Consider the following 17,283-nt stretch of genomic DNA (forward strand, 5'->3'; position numbering starts at 1 on the left):
TACGCCTCCCACGTCAGTAGGCCCCGCGGCCGTCGCTGACGGCCCGCACCGTACGGGCGAGGAGGCCCACGTCCGTGGACACCGACCAATTGTCGACGTACCAGAGGTCGAGCGAGACGGTCTCCTGCCAGGACAGGTCCGAGCGCCCGCTCACCTGCCACAGGCCGGTCAGCCCCGGCTTGACCGCGAGCCGCCTGTGCTCGCGCTCGTCGTACCGCGACACCTCTTCCGGCAGCGGCGGGCGCGGGCCCACCAGCGACATGTCCCCCAGCAACACGTTGACCAGCTGCGGGAGCTCGTCGAGGGAGGACCGGCGCAGTGCCCGGCCCACCCGGGTCACCCGCGGATCGTGGCGCATCTTGAACATCGGGCCTTCGGCCTCGTTCACCGAACTGAGCTGAGCCTTACGGGCCTCGGCGTCCGCCACCATCGTCCGGAACTTCCACATGGTGAACGGCCGGCTGTGCTGGCCGTGGCGGGTCTGGCGGTGGAACACCGGACCCGGTGAGGTGAACCGCACGGCCACCGCGATCACCAGCAGCAGCGGGGCCAGGGACACCAGCCCGAACACGGCACCGGTCCGGTCGGCCAGGGTCTTGAGCACCGGCTGCGGCCCGGTGCGCAGCGGCGGCGCGATGTGCAGCAGGGTGAGCCCGGCTGCGGAGGAGGGCCGCACCCGGTTCGCCGCGGTCTCCGAGAGTTCGGAGAGCACGCACAGGGGCACTCCGCTGTCGTGCAGCCCCCAGGACAGCCGCCGCAGCCGCTCGTCCGCGAAGTCCGGTCCGGGAGCCACCAGCACGAGATCGGCGTCGTGTGCGAAGGCCCCGCCCAGCACGGTGGAGAGGTCGTCCTCCGCGGGAATGGCGGCGAGCCGGCCGGGAACCGGTGCCTCGCAGCTCAGCGGGGTGGTGCCGACGGGTATCGCGGCTGCCACCTTGTAGGCGTGGTCGGTGCGCGAGTTGAGCAGGTTCACCGCCCGGTCGACACCGGCCGCCTGGCCGACCACGAGCACGCGGCGCACCGTGAACCGCCGGCGGGCGGACGCCGGCCACCGCCGCATCCCCGACACCAGGAGCGCCACCGCGAGGCCGGGCGCCAGGCCCGCCACCGCGATCGCCGGGTCGGCGGCCCCGCCTGACACGGTGAGCAGCACGGCGAGCACCCCCACGAGCAACAGCCAGTCACCGGCGGCGCCGAGTGCGCCCCAGCCGGCGCCGGGCAGGCGCGGGGCGTACCGTCCGCGCGCGGAGCGTACGACGGCCCACACCAGCGCGGACAGCCCCGCGGTGATCAGCGGTGCGGGCTGGTTCCCGGCCTCCTGGACGAGCCAGGCCGGACCCCCCAGTCCGAGCGCGTCGGCCAGCACGAGCAGCGGAAGCCGGCGGCCGGTCCGCTTCCTCGCCCTGGGCCGTCCGGTGTGCGCACGCCCACTGGCCGGTGTGCCCCACGGCTGTCCCAGGGAAGCGTTCCGGTTCCTTGCAGCCGCTGTACGCGGACGTGGCGCTCCCGCCAGTTCCACGTGCCCGGATATGTCCGTCTCAGGTATCTCGACATGCCCCATGAACCCCCCAGCCCACATCGCATCCCCACAAACGGGGCGCATCCGCCGATCCCATGGACTGACGGATGCGCCCTCGCTCGGTGCACGATATCCACACACGTGCTATTTCGCTGGAGTTCCAGTGAAGTTCAGGGTGGCCAAATGGTCCGCATCTCCACCGAAACCGCCCGGCCGGCCCCCGAAGGGATGGGTGGAGCATGTCACACGCTGAGAATCCCTCCGCCCACCCCGAGGTCCGCGCCGGGTCCCCTAGTACCGCACACAGAACTGACGGTCGGACAGCCAGCGGCCGACCCAGTCGTTGAGCGGGACGGTGACGCACCACTTCCGGGAGTTCGGGACCGGGGCGGGGACGGTCGGGGTGGGCTTGTCCGGCTTCGGGGTGGGCGGCCAGGCCGGGACCGTCGGTGTGGGCACCGGGACCGGGGCGACCTTCCCGCTCATCATCGACCGGTACGTCCGGGAGGAGTCCGGGTTCTCCGAGCACTGCCACACACCGTGCGGGCAGTAGTCCGTGATCGTCTGGTACAGCGGGTCGTGCCGCTCGATCCATTCCAGCATGCGCCGCATGTACTCGGAGTTGTCGCCGTTGCGGAACAGCCCCCATTCCGGGAAGGAGATCGGCTTGCCGTGCTCGGCCGCGAAGTCGACGTGCTTGCGCAGCCCGAACGGGCCGTTGACCTGCTCGTCGAAACTCCGGCCGGGCGGCTGGTCGTAGGTGTCCATGCCGATGATGTCCACGACGTCGTCGCCGGGGTAGCACCGCGTCCACGGGACCGCGTCCCTCCCGCGGCTGGGCGCGAAGTCGAAGCGGAACCGCTGCCCGGGGACGGCGCGCATCGCGGTGACGATGCGGTTCCAGTACGCCTTCCACGCCTCGGGGTCCGGAGCGCAGCGGTGCGTGTAGGTGATGCCGTTCATCTCCCAGCCCAGCACGATCACCGTGTCCGGGACGTCCAGCCGGACCAGCCGTTCGGCCAGCGTCCTGAAGTGGTGGTCGTAGTCTCCGGCGGCACCCGCCCTCAGCAGCGTGCGGACCTCGGCGTCCCCGACCCGCTCCTCGTTCCGCTCCAGCATGGGCACGTTCAGCACGAACATCCGGTCACGCCCGGCGTTCCGCCAGTCCGCCCAGGCCCGCAGGAAGTCCGGTCTGCCCTCGATGTTCGACCAGAGGTCGCCCGGCAGGTACGTGTGCCCGGCCCGCAGCTCCGTACCGCCCAGCCAGCGTGACAGCTCCGCCGTCCGCCGTACGCCTTCGGGGCCGTACCCCACATAGGCGCCGTGCGCCGTGGTGGCGCCGTCGGCGCGGGGACCCGCGGGCGGGGCTCCATCGGTGGTGTCCGTGCCGGACGAGATCATTCCGGCGATGCCACCGGCGACGAGGAGACTGAGCGCAGCCGTCCCGACGCAGATGTTGATGAGACGGCGCTGTGCGGGCACGGCTCCTCCTTGGCTCCGGTGTTTCCTCCTGCCGGTTCGACAATAGGGAGACATTTTCTTTATCGGGTGGATAAGGCGCTCAGGCGTGAGCCATTCGCGGAGAAACGCATTTTATGCCGGGCCGTTGGGGTGAAATTCGGGAAGTGCCGGAGCGGGCTTCGCCCGGCCGAAGGAGAAGGGAAGCGCACGCACCCGGTTGTCGAAACTGGAGTCGACCAGCTCGGGAGCTCCGACCGTTCCCGGCGTGCTGAGCCGGCTCAGCAGCTCACCGAGGAGCGCCTTCATCTCCAGCCGTGCCAGATGGGCGCCGACGCAGTGGTGGGGGCCGCCCCCGCCGTACCCCAGATGGGGATTGGGGCTCCGGGTGATGTCGAAGGCGTCGGGATCGGCGAAGACGGTCTCGTCCCGGTTGGCCGACGCGTAGAACAGCACCACCTTCTCGCCCGGTCGGTAGCTCCGGCCGCCCAGCGAGCACGGCTCCCCGACCGTCCGGCGGAACTGGATGATGGGCGTCGAGTGCCGGACGATCTCGTCGACCGCGCCGTCGATGTACCTCTCGAAGTCCGACTCCAGCAGGGCCCGCTGCTCCGGGTGCCTGGCCAGCAGGTCCATGCCGTGGGCGATCGCGTTACGCGTGGTCTCCACACCGGCCACCAGGAGCAGTGAGAAGAACGACCCGAGCTGGCGCGAGGTCAGGGCCTGGCCGTCCACGTCCGCACGGACCAGCGCCGAGACGAGGTCGTCGCCGGGTTCCAGGCGCCGCTCCCGCGCCAGCCGGACCATCACCAGGTGCATCCGGGCCAGGGAGCGCAGACCGCGCCCCGGCACCCGCAGGCGGTCCCGCCCCTCCCGCCGCACTCCCACGTACGCGGAGGCGTGCTCGATCTGCCGCGCGATCAGCGGCCGGTGGTGTTCCGGAACGCCCATCAGGTCGCAGATGACCTCCAGCGGCAGGCGGGACGGCGCCGAGGCCATGAGGTCGTCGGCGCGCTCGGCGACCGCCTCGTCCACCAGGCGGCGCGCGAGCACCCGGATGTTCTCCTCGGCCCCGGCCAGCAGCCGCGGGGTGAAGGCGCGCGAGACGATCCGCCGCAGGACCGCGTGCTCCTCGCCGTCCAGGTTGACCATGGAGGTACCGAAGACCGCCTTGGCCCAGGCGGCCGGTTGCGGTGTGGTGACGCCCGGGGCACTGGCGAAGTGGTGCGGCCGCCGGCTCGCCGCCTTCACGTCCGCGTGTCTCACCAGCGCGTAGAACGCCTCGCCCGACCCGGTCCGCGCGGTGAACCGGACCGGCGCGTCGAGCTGCCGGAGCAGCGCGAACGCCTCCAGCCTGGTGGGACGCGGCAGCGCCCAGAACGCCGGATCGCCGAGGTCCACGTCCTCCAGCCGCAGCGCGCGGTCCCTGCTTCCCTGTCTGGGAACAGCCATTGCACAACCTCCACACATCCGGGACGGCCATGCTGACGCGATTCCCGACATTCGATGTGATCGGCGCGCCGCTCGTACGAGAAGTGTTCCGCGGGTGTCTCGTTGTCGACGTCGGATACGCCGACACCTCCGAGGAGCGGACGAGAGGCAGGTGAGCGCACCATGGGCCGGACCAGGGACGCGACAGGCACGGCTGCGGCACGGCGCGGGGTCTCCCGCCGGATCGTGCTGCGGTCCGTCTTCACCGTGGGGGTGACGGCGGGCACGGCGGCGGCGCTCGGTCCCGTTCTGGCGGGAGACCCCGACGAACCGGTGCCGGCGTCGGGGAAAGCGCGCGGCACCGAGCCCGAGCGGTTCGCCGAGACGTACCGCGGCCGGGAGATCCGGGGCGCGGTGACGGTCGTGGTGCCCGCGGGCGGGCGCGGCGACGCCGTCCGGGCCGCCGGTGCGGCGGACGCCGTGCCGCACCTCGACGTACGCGTGGACGGGCGGCCGCTGCACATCATGCGGCGCGCCGACGGCAGTTACGTCAGCGATGTCAACCACTACGAGTCGTTCCCGACGCTGCTGGCCACGGCTCGCGCCGCGGTCGACGAGCTCGGGTCCGCACAGCTGGCCGCGGCCCCGCCGCGGCACGGCACCTGAAACGGGAGGACCGGCACAGGTGTACGACCGTAAGAACCAGCGGAATCTCACGCGCACCGAGAAGCGCCGCCTGGTCGGCGCGATCCTCGAACTGAAGCGATCAGGACGCTACGACGACTTCGTCCTCCTGCACAGGGAGTTCTACGTCTCCGACGGCGAGGACCGGCCGAGGGCCGCCCATATGACCCCTTCGTTCTTCCCGTGGCACCGCCAGTACCTCCTGGAGTTCGAGAAGGCCCTGCGGGCCGTCGACCCGGCGGTGTCCGTCCCCTACTGGGACTGGACGTCCGACAACACCCCGGGTGCGTCACTCTGGGCGGAGGACCTGCTCGGGGGGAACGGCAGACCCGGCGACCGGCAGGTCATGACGGGGCCGTTCGCCTACGCCACGGGTGGCTGGACCATCAACGACGGCGTCTCCGAGCAGCCCTTCCTCACCAGGAACTTCGGCCGCCCCTCGTCCCCCGTCACGCTGCCCGGCAAGGACGACGTGGCGCGCGCCCTGAAGGACCCGGTCTACGACGCCGAGCCCTGGAACAGCGTCAGCGGGACCGGGTTCCGCAACCGGATCGAGGGCTGGGGCATCCGGGGTTCGCGCGGGGTGAGCAACCACAACCAGGTGCACCGCTGGGTCGGGGGCTCCATGTCGGGAGCCGGCTCACCGAACGACCCCGTCTTCTGGTTCCACCACGCCTTCATCGACCTGCTCTGGGTGCGCTGGCAGAAGGCCCACCCGCGGTCCGGGTACCGGCCGGGCGCCAGGACCGGGGGGTCAGGCGGGGACCGCGAGCGGGTCTTCGGCCTCGACGAGCCCATGCCGCCCTTCGGCGTCGCCCCCTCCGCGCTCCTCGACCACACCCGCCTCTACCGGTACGTCTGACCCGCCTCCGGGTACGCGGAAGCGGCTGGGCCTCCCCTCCGGAGCAGGAGGAGGCCCAGCCGCTTCATGGTGCGTGGATCAGCGGCCGTGGCCGTAGTCACCGTTCTCGTGACCGACCGGGCCCTGGCCCTTGTGGCCACCCTTGTGGTGGTCGTCGTCCTTGTTGACGCAGGTGTTGCCGAAGGCCGGGTTCAGCGCGGCGATGACGTTCACCGTGTTGCCGCAGAAGTTGATCGGGACGTGCACCGGCACCTGGAGGACGTTGCCCGAGAGGACGCCGGGGGAGTTGGCGGCGACGCCCTGGGCTCCGGCGTCCGCGACAGCCAGGCCGGCACCGCCGGCGAGCAGGGTACCCGTGCCAGCCATGACAGCGGCTGCCTTCGAGATACGCGACATCAGTTCTCCTTGTGGGGTGTGGTGTGCCACGGAGCGTTGTGCCCCGTGTGACCTGACAACGGGGAAATCGACAGACGGTTACGGACTGGCGTAAAAGTCGTAACTCGACTGCACCATCACCGTCCGATGACAGGCAGAGCCGTCAGCCGGTGACGCCAGTCGCGGGCGGCCGGGAAACGGGTCCTCACCGTCCTCGCCGCCAGCTCCCGCGCACCCAGCTGCGTCACCCGCAGCCGCAGCAGGGGATCGAGCGCGGAACGGGCCAGGAGCAGCCGCTGGTTGACGACGGGGACGGGCTCCCAGTGGTTCTTGTACTGCTCCGAGCCGCGCAGCAGGCTCAGCACGCCCCGCCCCGTGTCGGCTGCCTGCCGGGACACCTCGCGCAGCAGCATCGTCGCGACGTCCACCTTCCGCTCCCTGAGCGAGGGGTGCGCCCCGTACAGGTAGCCGCCGGTGAGACGGCCCGACTGGAGCGACATGTTCACCGCCACCACCTCGCCGTCCACCAGGAACTCGGTGAGCGCGGCGTCGCCGTCGCGGACCATCCGCCGGGTGGCGCGCACCAGGTGCGCGGAGAACCGCGGCCGCAGATGCTCCGGGTTGACCCCGCGGCCCGCCCACTGGAGTTCGTGCAGGCGCAGTATCCGGCCCACCGCGCCCGGCACGTCCGGCGCGGACACGGCACGGCATTCCGGCGCCAGCGCGTCGATCTTGCGCAGCTTGGCCCGCACCCGCTGGGCTCTCGAACTCGGCAGCCGCCCGAGCAGGGCGGTGATCGGCTCGGCGGGCAGCTCCATGCAGGTCGAGTCGTCGAGCCGGGTGCGCGCCCCCGTCCACCTCTCGTACAGGAGCTGGGCGGAGGCGTCGGGCCGCACCTCCCGCAGGTCGATCACCGCGTGCCGGGCGGCCCGGTCGAGGCCGCGCTCCAGGGCCACGAGCGCGTCCTCGGACTCCTCCTCGTCGACGAGGACGTCGAAGAAGTCGGAGATCGCGCCTCCCATGGGCACGAGCAGCGGCATCGGGCGGTGGACGAGCATCAGCGCGGCGGCGCCGATCAGCCGTCCGCCGCGACGGGCCAGCACCACCCGCATGCGGCCGGAGCGCCCGTACGACAGCCACCACGAGTGGAGCCAGGCGTGGCTCTGGAACGGGGTGGCCGTCCGGCAGCGCCGGTGCAGCGCGTCCCACTCGTCGGCCACCCCCGCGAACTCCCCGAGGTCGCGGCAGAGCGTGACGGCCAGACCTTCCCGCTGGGCGACACCCATCACACGAGCTCCTTCTCTTCGGCCGGCGCGCCGGCACCCTGGCCGGGGGCCGGCACGTGGGCCTCCTGGGCCCTCCTCGCCGGCCGGGGCCCGACCAGCAGGACCAGCCCGCCGAGCAGTCCGCCCGCACTCGCCCCCACGGCCGTCCCCAGCGGGGCGGACGGGGAGACCGGCTCCTGCGGCGGGACGGCGTGGCCGAACTTGATGAGTTTGACCCCGGTCTCCTTGGCCACGTGGCCGCTGCTCACGATGACGGCCTCGATGACGGCGTTGGCGATCTCCGCCGCCCGGCGCGGTGAACCGGACGTACCGGTGACCGCGATCATGGGCGAGTCGGGCGAGGTCTCCGAACGCACCTGGGCACGGAGCTCGCCCACCGGCTCCCCTGCGGCGCCCTGCGCGTAGTTCAGGGTCGAGTCGCTGGTGGCGAGGCGGCCGTAGGACTGGGCGAAGCCCAGGGCTGCCGTGGAGTCGGCCTTGTCGGTGACGGCCAGGGCGTAACCGGTGGAGGTGTACTGCGGGGCTGCGAGCAGCCCGTAGGAGAGGCCGCACACGGCGCCGAGCAGGACACCGGCGGGCACCGGCCACCAACGGGGCAGCGGGGGAAGGGAAGGCAGCCGGCTGAACCGTCCGGGGACGGCCGGCCGCTGCTCGGGCGACTCGGTCATGAGGGTGCTCTCTGTCGGAAGGGGGGTGGCGGGGATCGGCGCGGGGGACGGGCGGTCAGGAGGTCCGGAGCCCGCTCAGGGTGCGCTCGTAGACGTCCATGAGGTGTTCGCTGCTGCGCCTTATGTCGTAGTGGCCGACGGCGGGGGGCGGCGCCGTCCGGTGGGGCCCCGCCCGCATCCGCGGCCGCAGGGCCGCCGTCAGCTCCCCGGCGTCGCCGGAGAAGCGGGTCGCGCCTGCCGACCGGTCGGCAGGCAGGTCCTCGACCGCCGGGCAGGCCGCGTACAGCACGGGCAGCCCGGCTGCCAGCGCCTCGACGACGGCCAGTCCGAAGGACTCCTCACGGGATGCCGAGACGAAGGTGTCCATGGCACTGAGGAGCGCCGGAACACCGGGTCCGGCGCCCGGCCGTCCCTCCTCGCACTCGCCGAGCAGCAGAACGCGGTCGGAGGCCCCGAGCCGCTGGGCGAGCGCGGTCAGCGCGCCGCGCTCCGGCCCGTCCCCGGCGAGCAGGAGACGGGCGCCGGGCAGCGCGGCGACGGCCCTGACCAGGACGTCGAAGCGTTTGCCCGGGACGAGCCGGCCGACGCCCCCCACGACGAAGGCGTCGGCGGGGATACCCAGCAGTTCCCGGGTGGCCCGTCGCCGGCCGGCGTCGTAGCGGAAGAGCTCCGCGTCGATCCCGTTGGGCACGAGGTGAATGCGCGCCGCGGGCACGCCCCAGTCGCGCAGCCGCCCCGCGACGGTGGCGGAGACGGCGACCGTGGCCGAGCCGAGCCGTTCCGTGCGCAGGTAGAGCGCCCGGGTGGAGGGGGTGAGAGGACGCCCCTCGATCTCCGCCCGGCCCAGCGAGTGCTCGGTCGCGAGCGTGGCCCGTACCCCGGCGAGCCGGGCGGCGATCCGCCCGTAGACGCAGGCCCGGTACAGATGGGTGTGGACCAGGTCGTACCCGCCCCGCCGGATGAGCCGGGCCAGCCGGGGCAGCGCCGCCAGGTCGCGGTTGCCCTTCATCCCCAGGTCCGTGACGTGCACGCCGTCCGCCCTGAGGCCGTCCGCCACCGCACCGGGGTTGGTGAGCGTGACGACGTCGCAGGAGACCGGCAGGTGGCGCAGGAGCAGGCGGAGTTGCTGCTCGGCGCCGCCGATGCCGAGGCCGGTGATGATGTGCAGGGCCCTCATCGGCGCTCACCGGACCCCGCGGTCGCCTGCGCGGACTCGGGCAGCCGGGCCGGGGCGGCGGACGCCCGGTGCCGCAGGCGGTGGCGCAGGTCCTTCACCCGAAGGCGTACCGCGCGGTCGGCGTGGCTGATGTGGGTGCGGGGCAGGGTGTACGGTCCGGCCGGCGGGCCGGGAGTGAGGGCGCAGCCGTAGCCGTACCCCGCCTCCCGCACCGCGTCCACCACCCGCGCGTCGACCGATCCGTACGGGTAGCAGAAGCCCTCGGGGGTGACGCCCGTGAGGTCGCGCAGCAGCTCCCTGCTCCGCTGGGTCTCCAGGCGGAGTTCGTCGTCCGTGAGCGACGTCAGGTCCCGGTGGCGCAGACCGTGCGAGCCGATTTCCGTCCCCGCGTCGGCGGCGGTGCGGATCTCCTCCGCGGTGAGGAGCGGCTTGTCCGGTCCCGGCCGGTCCCATTCGTTCGAGCCGCCGAGCCGGCCGGGCAGCACGAACACGGTCGCCGAGCAGCCGTGCCGGAGCAGCGCCGGCAGCGCCTCGTGGACGAAGTCGCGGTAACCGTCGTCGAAGGTCAGGCCGACCAGACCGCGCCGGGCGGCGGCGGGCGTGCGCAGGAGCGTGGCGACGCTCACGCCCGTGTAGTGGTGGCGCCGCAGCCAGGCCAGCTGGTGGTCGAGGCGCGCGGGCGAGACGGTGATGCCGTACGGGTCGCTCGTCCACTCGCAGACGGAGTGGTACGTCAGGATCCACGGCTGTCCGCACGCGGGCGGCCGGAGCCTGGCGGAGCGCGAGTCGGCGAGTACCGATGGGTCAGCGGCCATGGAGCAACCTCCGTCGGGTGAGGGTCAGCAGATGAACGACTTCCGGGGCCCGGAACAGAAGCCCGGCCAGGAGGAACAGGACCGGTACGAGGACGCAGCCGACGGCCACGGCCAGGAGGGGATCGGAGACCAGCGGCCCCGTCAGCCACCCCGCGGTCCCGGCGACCGCGGCGGCGGCGGCCAGCCTGACCAGCGAGAGGGTGACCGCCCGGACCCGGACGGTGACCACCCGCGTGCCCAGGCCCATCAGCAGGAGTATCGCCGCCGTGCTGATCCCGATGGCGTTGGCCGCCGCGATGCCGTCGACACCGAAGCGGTGGGTCAGGGCGAATCCGGCGCCGGTCGTGACGAGCAGCCCGGTGGCCATCGCGAAGACCGGGAACCAGGTGGGCCGTCCGGCGGCGAAGTACGGGCGGCTCAGCGCTCCCACGAGGGAGTGGCCGAGCAGCCCGAACGCGTACACCCGCATCGCGTCGGCCGTCGCCTTGGTGTCCAGCGCGTCGAACGCGCCGCGCTGGAAGAGGACCTCGACGATCTGGGGCGCGTACCCGAGCACCATCGCGGTCCCGGCGAGCACGACCATGCCGGCCAGCGCGAGGTCGCGCTCCACCCGGTCGCGGGCCTTCTCCCGGTCGCCGTTCGCCATGGCCCTGGCGATGACGGGGAACGTCACCGTGCAGATCATCAGCGAGAGCACCATCGGCATCTGCGCGACCTTCTGCGCGTAGTTCAGGTGCGAGATGGCACCGGCGGGCAGGGAGGAGGCGAGGAACCGTTCGACGAGCACCTGCGCCTGGCGGCTCACCACGAAGATGACGACCGGGGCGAGGACCGTGGCACCCAGCAGCGGGGGAGCCGCCCCGGCGAAGCGCCGCCGGGAGGCCGGGCGCGGACCCCGGCCGCCGCCGCGCCTCCGTCCGGGCATCAGCCGTACGAAGGTGGGGAGCTGGGTGAGGATCATCAGGACGCTGCCGACGGCGACACCGGCCGCGGCCGCGCGCACGCCCCACAGGGAGTGCAGTGCGAAGGTCGTGCCGATGATGCCGACGTTGTACGCCACGTAGACCCCGGCGGGCGGCAGGAAGCTGCGGTGGGCGCGCAGGGCCGCGCTGAGGTAGCCCGTGAGGCCGAAGGTGAGCACGGTGACGGACGTCAGGCGGGTGCAGTCGACGGCGAGCCCCGGATCGCTCAGCCCGGGGGCCAGGACTCCCACGACCCACGGGGCACCGAGCGCCAGCAGCACCGCCACGCAGGACAGCAGGGCGAACAGCCGGGGCAGGGTGGCCGAGATCAGCTCCCGTACCGGATCGTCCGCGTCGGGCGCCGAGGCGGCCTCCTTCCGTCCGCCGCCCGCCGCCCTGCGGGCCAGGGCGTGGCTGAACGCCGGGACGAGCAGCAGGGCCATGCCGTCCTCGATCAGCACCGTCGCGGCCATCTCGGGCACGGTCCAGGCGATGAGGAACGCGTCGCTCGCACCACTGGCGCCGAAGAGGTGGGCTATGGCCTGGTCGCGTACGAGTCCCAGGAGTGCCCCGGCCACGGTCAGCCCGGCGGTGACGGCGGCGGCCCTGGCCAGGAACCGGCCGAGCCCGGGTGTCTCCGTCGCGGCCGGTGTCTCCGGTGGGACGGTCGAGTCCGGAGCGGCGGACGTCTCCGGAGGGGCGGGTTGCGGGAGGAGAGCGGGGGCCGGTTCCGGGGGCGCCCCGGCCGTCGTACCCGATTCGGTGCCGGTGTCGTTCACGCGGTCCGTACCCTCTCCGGCCCGGCCAGCGCCCACCAGGCGGCCAGACCGAGCACGACGCCCGTGAGCACGGTCGAGGGACCGCCGATGTCCGCGTACAGGAAGTCGACGGTCTGCCAGACCATGAGGCCCACCGCGACGAGTCCGCAGTCCACGGCCGTCCCCTGGCGGGAGCGGCCGTGGACCACGGCGCGTACCCCGCCGACGAGCAGCGCGAGCCAGCTGCCGACGAGTGCGGTGAGCCCGATCAGCCCTTGTTCGCTGAGGACCAGCAGATACATGTTGTGCGGGGAGAGCAACGGCTGCTTGCGGAACTCCTGACCGGCGCCCGCGGTGTCGCTGCCCGCGGAGAGCGCGATCGAGGCGTGTCCGTCGCGGTGCGCGGGGAAGCCCTTGAGCCCGACGCCCGCCGCCGGCCGCTCGCGCCACATGCTCTGCGCCGCCGCCCACATCGTGTACCGGTCGGTGACCGACCGGTCGGGGGCGGCGGTCACCTGGGTGATGCTGCTGAGCCGCTGCGAGACCGTCTCGGAGCCGATGCCGAAACCGCCGACGAGCACGACCGCCGTGGCGCACAGCACCGCCAGGGCGCGAACGGCCTGGCGCAGACCGGTGAGCGCGATGAGGGCGAGCGCGGCGACGGCCGTCGCGATCCACGAGCCGCGGCTGAACGACAGCGCGAGGGCGACCAGCAGCACGGCGGTCGCCCCGAGCGCGCAGGGGCGCAGCCACCGGGGAGCGCCCTCGGGTGCGCGGAGCGCGTACGCGGCGGTGGCGAGCAGGCCGAAGGCGACGACGGTGGCCATGCCCATGATGTCGCCGGGGCCGAAGGTGCCCACGGCCCGGATGTCCTCCCCCATGTAGGAGGCGCCCGTGCCGGTGGCGTACTGGTGGATGCCCGTCACCCCCTGGACGAGCGCCAGCAGTACGAGGGCGCCGACGATGATCCGGAATCCCTGGGCGTCCCGGACCAGCAGGCATACGGCGGCCGGTACGAGGACGAAGACCTGGAGGTAGCGGACGAACCCCGGCAGGGCGGCGGCGGGGTCCGCCGCGGTGACCGTCGCCACGGCGAAGCCCAGGGCGGGCAGCCCGAGGACCACCGCCGCGGCCGGTGTCAGCGGCTGCCGCCGGAGGTACAGCAGGCGGGCCAGGCAGACCACCACCGCGAGCCCGGACGCCAGGTCGGCGGGGCGCGTGACCTGCGCGTCGCCGTTCCCCGCTGCCGTGACCGGAAGGGCGAGCAGCAGGACGGACGCGATGAGCGGCAGCAACGGCCAGTGCCGTGTCCACCGCGGGGCCCGCGGGGTGAGCCCGCCGGGATGGGCCCGGGGGTGCGGGATGGCGGCGACGGCGGGTGCGGCGGTCCGGGTGGCGGACACGGTCAGCTGCCTCCCGGGCGGAACAGGGAACCGGCGGTGCGGGCCAGGAGGCAGACGTCCTGCCAGAGCGACCAGGTCTCGATGTAGCGGTTGTCGAAGCGGGCCCGGTCCTCGATGGAGGTGTCGCCGCGCAGCCCGTGCACCTGGGCGAGTCCGGTGATGCCGACGGGCATACGGTGGCGTGCCCCGTACCCCGCGTGCAGCCGGCTGAACTGCTCGACGAAGTACGGGCGTTCGGGGCGCGGGCCGACCAGGCTCATGTCTCCCCGCAGCACGTTCCACAGCTGCGGCAGTTCGTCGAGGGAGGTACGGCGCAGCAGCCGGCCCACCCGGCTCATGTTCCGGTCGGCGGAAACGTTCCACCGGGTGGCCGACTCGTGGGCGTCGGCCGGTCTGATCGTGCGGAACTTCAGCAGGACGAAGGGCTGTTCGTGGCGTCCGACACGCTCCTGCCGGAAGATCACGCCCGGTCCGTCGGAGAGCCGTACGGCCAGGGCGCAGACCGCGAGCAGCGGTGCGGCCGCGAGGAGACCGAGTGCGGCCAGGGTGGCGTCCATGGTCCGCTTGGCCGCGTACGACAGCGGCCCCCCGCCACCGTTGTGCAGTGCCTGCGCGGCGAAGCCCCACAGGTGGTCGGGGCGCGCGCCGGTCCGGCGCGGGGTGAAGGCCCCGGCCGCCGGGCCGTTGATCAGCCACATCCGGCAGCCGTGTCCGGCCAGGAGTGTGCAGAGCGCCTCCCCGTCGTGGACGGCTCCGGGAGTGGTGGTGAAGAGGGCGTCGCGCACGCTGTTCTGGATGACGGCGCGGCCCACGTCCTCCAGGGTGGCCAGGACGGGCAGCGGGGCGGCGTCGCCCGGGGAGGCGGCCGCGGAGTCGGCCGTGGGGAAGCCGGGATCGACCCGGCCGACCGGTCGGAGTCCGTACTCCGGGTGGTCGTGCAGGGCGGCCGTGACCGCGTGGGCCACCGGTCCCGGCCCGATCACCAGGGCCGACCGGGGGTCGCGGGCCGCTGAGCGGAGCCGCGAGCGGTGGGCCAGGGCGCGGGCGGCGCAGCACAGCAGGGTCTGGGTGAGGACGGCTAGTCCGAGCGCGGGCCAGCTGATCGAGTGGCGGGCGTCGAGCGCGGTCAGCACTTCCGCGGTCGCGAACCACTGGAGGAGGGCGAGGCCGAGCAGCGCGGGGAGTTCGGCGAGGCAGGACGCGGAAAGCCCGGGCCGGTACAGCCCCCGGTAGGCGTGGAGCAGCAGTTGTACGGTCACCTGGACCGCGATCACGGTGGCCGGCCAGGAAGTGGCGGGCAGCACGGCCTGGGTGAGACCGAGGGCGAGCACGTCGGCGGCCAGCAGCCGCCCGCCGGGCCGCCCGTATCCGCCGAAGCGGCGTCCGGGGCGCCGGGGGGTCCTCCGGCTGGTGCCCCGCCGGGGCGGATGGATGGTGGACGCGGCGGGGGTTCGGCCGTTGCCTGGGCCGCGCGGGGTGCGGGGGCTCTCTCCGTGGTCATCGGTCGATGCGCTCTCTCGTCGTGGGCCGGGACAAGCCGACAAGCTCCTGGTAGACGCGGTGGACGGCTCCTGCGGTCTTCTGGACGTCGAAGACGGACCGCGTGTGGGTCCGGGCGCTGCGGCCCAGCTCCTCCCGCAGTGCCGGGTCGGTCAGGAGGGTGGTCAGGGCGGCCGCGAGGGCTGCCGGGTTCTCGGGGGTACGAGGCAGTGGGCGTCGTGGCCGGGGGGCAGGCTCTCCCTGGCCCCGTTCACGTCGGACGTCACGACCGGTCTGCCGCAGGCCATGGCTTCGAGCGGTGCCAGCGCCATTCCCTCCCAGCGGGAGGGGAGGACGAGGACGTCAGCGGCGTGCAGCCACGGGCGGACGTCCTGGGCCGCCCCCGCGAACACCACGCCGGCGGGTGCCGTGTCGCGCAGCCGCCGCTCGTACGGACCGTCTCCCACCAGGACCAGCCGGGCGTCCGTGACGCGCAGTTGGTCCCAGGCGCTTAGCAGCACGTCCTGGCCCTTCTGCCGGCTGAGTCTGCCGACGCACACGACCAGCGGTGTATCCGCGCCGATGCCGCCGGGCAGGGGGAGTGCGGCACGGGCCGCTGCGCGTTCCGCCGGGCCGCCCGGACGGAAGTGGTCGAGGTCGATGCCGTTGTGGATCACGGACCAGCGGGCCGAGATCCCCGCCCCCTCACCCGTACGGCGCTCGGACTCGCTGACGCAGAGGATGCGGTCGCTCCAACGGGCTCCGAAGCGCTCCCACCTCAGGGCCATGCGTGCGGTTCTGCCCTCCACGGCCTCGAAGGACCAGGCGTGCGGCTGGAAGACCGTGGGGACACGGCCCCGCACCGCGAGCCGGCCCGCGAGGCCGGCCTTGGCGCTGTGGGCGTGCACGATCCGGGGAGCGCACCGGCGGACGAGCCCGGCCGCGGTGGCGACCTCCGCCGCGAGCCCGGGGCCGGGGTCGCGCACGGCCGGCCAGGCGAGCACCTCGGCGCCCGCCGCCTCGGCGTCGGCCGCCAGCCGGCTCCGGGGCGGGCAGGCCACCACGGGCCGCAGTCCCGCCAGCGCCTGGGCCCTGACGAGGTCCGTGACGACGCGGGCGACGCCGCCCTCCACCGGCTGGACCAGATGGAGAACGGTCACGGGTCGTTTCTCAGAAAGGCTCATGTGCCGCACGCATGGCTCTCTTGTCACGTGCCCCCCGAAGGACGGGCCCTAAAGGCTCCGACGGCAGGGATGTCATATGGGAAGTCCGGCCGTCGAAAAATATGATGGTGGGCGGATCGATTCCAAAGTCTGATCAAGTGACTTAATCAGAAGTGCACTTTGGCAGACTGCCGACCAGAAAACACGCGAGACTCGCTCATGGCGCCATATGGCGCACACTCGTTTGATACCCGTCGCGACCCGCGACGGGAGCCATTTCGGGCCATATGGACGTAGCCTGCTGCACTTTCGCATATTCGATCTTGTGGACGTCGAACATACTTACCCATTCTTTTTGAGCGAATGGCACGGGAGAATGGCGCGGAGGATTGGCTTGAAACGTCTCAGGGCCGGTCCGGGCCGGCGGCCGGTGAGATGGCCGGGGCGGCGGGGCGGCGGTCCCGAGGCATGGACTTCTCGGCCGCTCCCGCGGGGTCTCCGGCGCTCACGGGCCGGGGCGGCTGCGTGCGGACGTATCGTCAGGTGGTGCGGCGGGAGCGCCCGGCCGCGGCGGCCCGGAGATCATCACGGGCTGTGCGCGTTACGGTCGGCGGGCCACGCGACTCAGAGACGGGACCGCCCCATGTCCGACAGCACCACCGAATCCGCCGACCGGCCCCGGCTGCGGCATGTCGGCATCGCCGTCTTCGCCACGGCGGCCGAACACGAAGCGCTGATGGAGCGGATGGCGGAGGTGCTGTGTGCCGATCCCTCTCATGAGGGGCCGTGCGCGGTCCCCTGGGCGATGAGCAGCGTCGACGGCGACTCACTGTCCCGCCGCAGGCGCAGACAGCTCATGGACGCCATCGAGGAGACGAATCCGGGCAGTTCGACGACTGCCTGAGCGGGGCGCGCCCCGCCGGGCGCGGAAGTCCACCACGGGCGGCCCGGACCGCGCGGCCCCGCGACCGCGGAGGAACGGGCGAGCGGGCCCCGCCTACGAAGGCGGGACCCGCTCGGTATCCGGGCGATCAGGCGGGGGTGATGTTCTCCGCCTGCGGGCCCTTCTGGCCCTGGGTGACGTCGAAGTTCACCTTCTGGCCTTCCTGGAGCTCGCGGAAGCCCTGGGCGGCGATGTTGGAGTAGTGAGCGAACACGTCCGGGCCACCGCCGTCCTGCTCGATGAAACCGAAGCCCTTTTCCGCGTTGAACCACTTCACGGTTCCACTGGCCATTTTTGTCC

At 72.9% G+C, this 17,283-nt stretch carries 15 protein-coding genes and 1 pseudogene; 3 read left to right on the forward strand and 13 right to left on the reverse strand.

The annotated features are described in order from the left end of the window. Positions 1-13: 13 nt before the first annotated feature. The 3 genes from Sfulv_RS22700 to Sfulv_RS22710 all read right to left on the reverse strand — a co-directional run bounded on the left by Sfulv_RS22700 (position 14) and on the right by Sfulv_RS22710 (position 4,429). Entirely contained in the window at positions 14-1,561 is a 1,548-nt protein-coding gene (locus tag Sfulv_RS22700; RefSeq protein WP_173316377.1) for a sugar transferase, read from the reverse strand. Positions 1,562-1,810: 249 nt separating this feature from the next. Continuing rightward, the gene (locus Sfulv_RS22705) at positions 1,811-3,001 is read right to left on the reverse strand and encodes a glycoside hydrolase family 26 protein (protein ID WP_173316378.1); all 1,191 of its coding nucleotides are present in this window, start codon (positions 2,999-3,001) and stop codon (positions 1,811-1,813) included. A gap of 111 nt (positions 3,002-3,112) precedes the next feature. Next, positions 3,113-4,429: a cytochrome P450 gene (locus Sfulv_RS22710; RefSeq protein ID WP_173316379.1), complete on the reverse strand. Its 1,317-nt coding sequence runs from the start codon at positions 4,427-4,429 to the stop codon at positions 3,113-3,115. A gap of 162 nt (positions 4,430-4,591) precedes the next feature. On the opposite strand from Sfulv_RS22710, the gene Sfulv_RS22715 reads away from it, so the two are divergent. Further along, the gene (locus Sfulv_RS22715) at positions 4,592-5,074 is read left to right on the forward strand and encodes a tyrosinase family oxidase copper chaperone (RefSeq protein ID WP_173316380.1); all 483 of its coding nucleotides are present in this window, start codon (positions 4,592-4,594) and stop codon (positions 5,072-5,074) included. A 19-nt stretch (positions 5,075-5,093) separates the two neighbouring features. Then, a complete protein-coding gene (locus Sfulv_RS22720; protein WP_173316381.1) occupies positions 5,094-5,954 on the forward strand; it encodes a tyrosinase family protein in 861 nt (286 codons plus the stop codon). Positions 5,955-6,032: 78 nt separating this feature from the next. Here the strand turns inward: Sfulv_RS22720 and Sfulv_RS22725 are convergent, their stop codons facing one another. The 9 genes and pseudogenes from Sfulv_RS22725 to Sfulv_RS22765 all read right to left on the reverse strand — a co-directional run bounded on the left by Sfulv_RS22725 (position 6,033) and on the right by Sfulv_RS22765 (position 16,061). Then, positions 6,033-6,350, reverse strand: a complete 318-nt coding sequence (locus tag Sfulv_RS22725; RefSeq protein ID WP_173316382.1) for a chaplin — start codon at positions 6,348-6,350, stop codon at positions 6,033-6,035. Between the two features lie 116 nt (positions 6,351-6,466). Continuing rightward, positions 6,467-7,615, reverse strand: a complete 1,149-nt coding sequence (locus Sfulv_RS22730) for a GNAT family N-acetyltransferase (RefSeq protein ID WP_173316383.1) — start codon at positions 7,613-7,615, stop codon at positions 6,467-6,469. Continuing rightward, the gene (locus Sfulv_RS22735) at positions 7,615-8,283 is read right to left on the reverse strand and encodes a YveK family protein (RefSeq protein WP_173316384.1); all 669 of its coding nucleotides are present in this window, start codon (positions 8,281-8,283) and stop codon (positions 7,615-7,617) included. Before Sfulv_RS22735 ends, Sfulv_RS22730 begins: the two co-directional genes overlap by 1 nt. 55 nt (positions 8,284-8,338) lie before the next feature. Further along, entirely contained in the window at positions 8,339-9,460 is a 1,122-nt protein-coding gene (locus Sfulv_RS22740) for a glycosyltransferase (RefSeq protein WP_173316385.1), read from the reverse strand. After that, positions 9,457-10,275, reverse strand: a complete 819-nt coding sequence (locus Sfulv_RS22745; protein WP_173316386.1) for a polysaccharide deacetylase family protein — start codon at positions 10,273-10,275, stop codon at positions 9,457-9,459. Before Sfulv_RS22745 ends, Sfulv_RS22740 begins: the two co-directional genes overlap by 4 nt. Next, positions 10,265-12,016: a murein biosynthesis integral membrane protein MurJ gene (gene murJ / locus Sfulv_RS22750; protein WP_173316387.1), complete on the reverse strand. Its 1,752-nt coding sequence runs from the start codon at positions 12,014-12,016 to the stop codon at positions 10,265-10,267. Before murJ ends, Sfulv_RS22745 begins: the two co-directional genes overlap by 11 nt. Further along, positions 12,013-13,398: an O-antigen ligase family protein gene (locus Sfulv_RS22755; protein ID WP_173316388.1), complete on the reverse strand. Its 1,386-nt coding sequence runs from the start codon at positions 13,396-13,398 to the stop codon at positions 12,013-12,015. Before Sfulv_RS22755 ends, murJ begins: the two co-directional genes overlap by 4 nt. 2 nt (positions 13,399-13,400) lie before the next feature. Continuing rightward, a complete protein-coding gene (locus Sfulv_RS22760; RefSeq protein ID WP_371874724.1) occupies positions 13,401-14,729 on the reverse strand; it encodes an exopolysaccharide biosynthesis polyprenyl glycosylphosphotransferase in 1,329 nt (442 codons plus the stop codon). 166 nt (positions 14,730-14,895) lie between these two features. Continuing rightward, a pseudogene (locus tag Sfulv_RS22765) lies at positions 14,896-16,061 on the reverse strand (glycosyltransferase family 4 protein). A gap of 622 nt (positions 16,062-16,683) precedes the next feature. Between Sfulv_RS22765 and Sfulv_RS22770 the strand changes: the two are divergent. Continuing rightward, the gene (locus Sfulv_RS22770) at positions 16,684-16,944 is read left to right on the forward strand and encodes a hypothetical protein (RefSeq protein ID WP_173316389.1); all 261 of its coding nucleotides are present in this window, start codon (positions 16,684-16,686) and stop codon (positions 16,942-16,944) included. 127 nt (positions 16,945-17,071) lie between these two features. On the opposite strand, the gene Sfulv_RS22775 is transcribed toward Sfulv_RS22770, so the two are convergent. Beyond that, the gene (locus Sfulv_RS22775) at positions 17,072-17,275 is read right to left on the reverse strand and encodes a cold-shock protein (RefSeq protein ID WP_037908938.1); all 204 of its coding nucleotides are present in this window, start codon (positions 17,273-17,275) and stop codon (positions 17,072-17,074) included. Between the last annotated feature and the right edge of the window lie 8 nt (positions 17,276-17,283).

It is taken from the genome of Streptomyces fulvorobeus, assembly GCF_013167895.1.
GTDB classification, from domain to species: Bacteria; Actinomycetota; Actinomycetes; order Streptomycetales; family Streptomycetaceae; genus Streptomyces; species Streptomyces fulvorobeus.

What these genes read in the sequence shown, in the direction of transcription:
- Sfulv_RS22700 (WP_173316377.1), bottom strand. Translation starts at nt 1,561, where the DNA reads ATGGGGCATGTCGAGATACCTGAGACGGACATATCCGGGCACGTGGAA.
- Sfulv_RS22710 (WP_173316379.1), bottom strand. Translation starts at nt 4,429, where the DNA reads ATGGCTGTTCCCAGACAGGGAAGCAGGGACCGCGCGCTGCGGCTGGAG.
- Sfulv_RS22715 (WP_173316380.1), top strand. Translation starts at nt 4,592, where the DNA reads ATGGGCCGGACCAGGGACGCGACAGGCACGGCTGCGGCACGGCGCGGG.
- Sfulv_RS22735 (WP_173316384.1), bottom strand. Translation starts at nt 8,283, where the DNA reads ATGACCGAGTCGCCCGAGCAGCGGCCGGCCGTCCCCGGACGGTTCAGC.
- Sfulv_RS22730 (WP_173316383.1), bottom strand. Translation starts at nt 7,615, where the DNA reads ATGGGTGTCGCCCAGCGGGAAGGTCTGGCCGTCACGCTCTGCCGCGAC.
- Sfulv_RS22725 (WP_173316382.1), bottom strand. Translation starts at nt 6,350, where the DNA reads ATGTCGCGTATCTCGAAGGCAGCCGCTGTCATGGCTGGCACGGGTACC.
- Sfulv_RS22740 (WP_173316385.1), bottom strand. Translation starts at nt 9,460, where the DNA reads ATGAGGGCCCTGCACATCATCACCGGCCTCGGCATCGGCGGCGCCGAG.
- Sfulv_RS22770 (WP_173316389.1), top strand. Translation starts at nt 16,684, where the DNA reads ATGTCCGACAGCACCACCGAATCCGCCGACCGGCCCCGGCTGCGGCAT.
- Sfulv_RS22775 (WP_037908938.1), bottom strand. Translation starts at nt 17,275, where the DNA reads ATGGCCAGTGGAACCGTGAAGTGGTTCAACGCGGAAAAGGGCTTCGGT.
- Sfulv_RS22745 (WP_173316386.1), bottom strand. Translation starts at nt 10,275, where the DNA reads ATGGCCGCTGACCCATCGGTACTCGCCGACTCGCGCTCCGCCAGGCTC.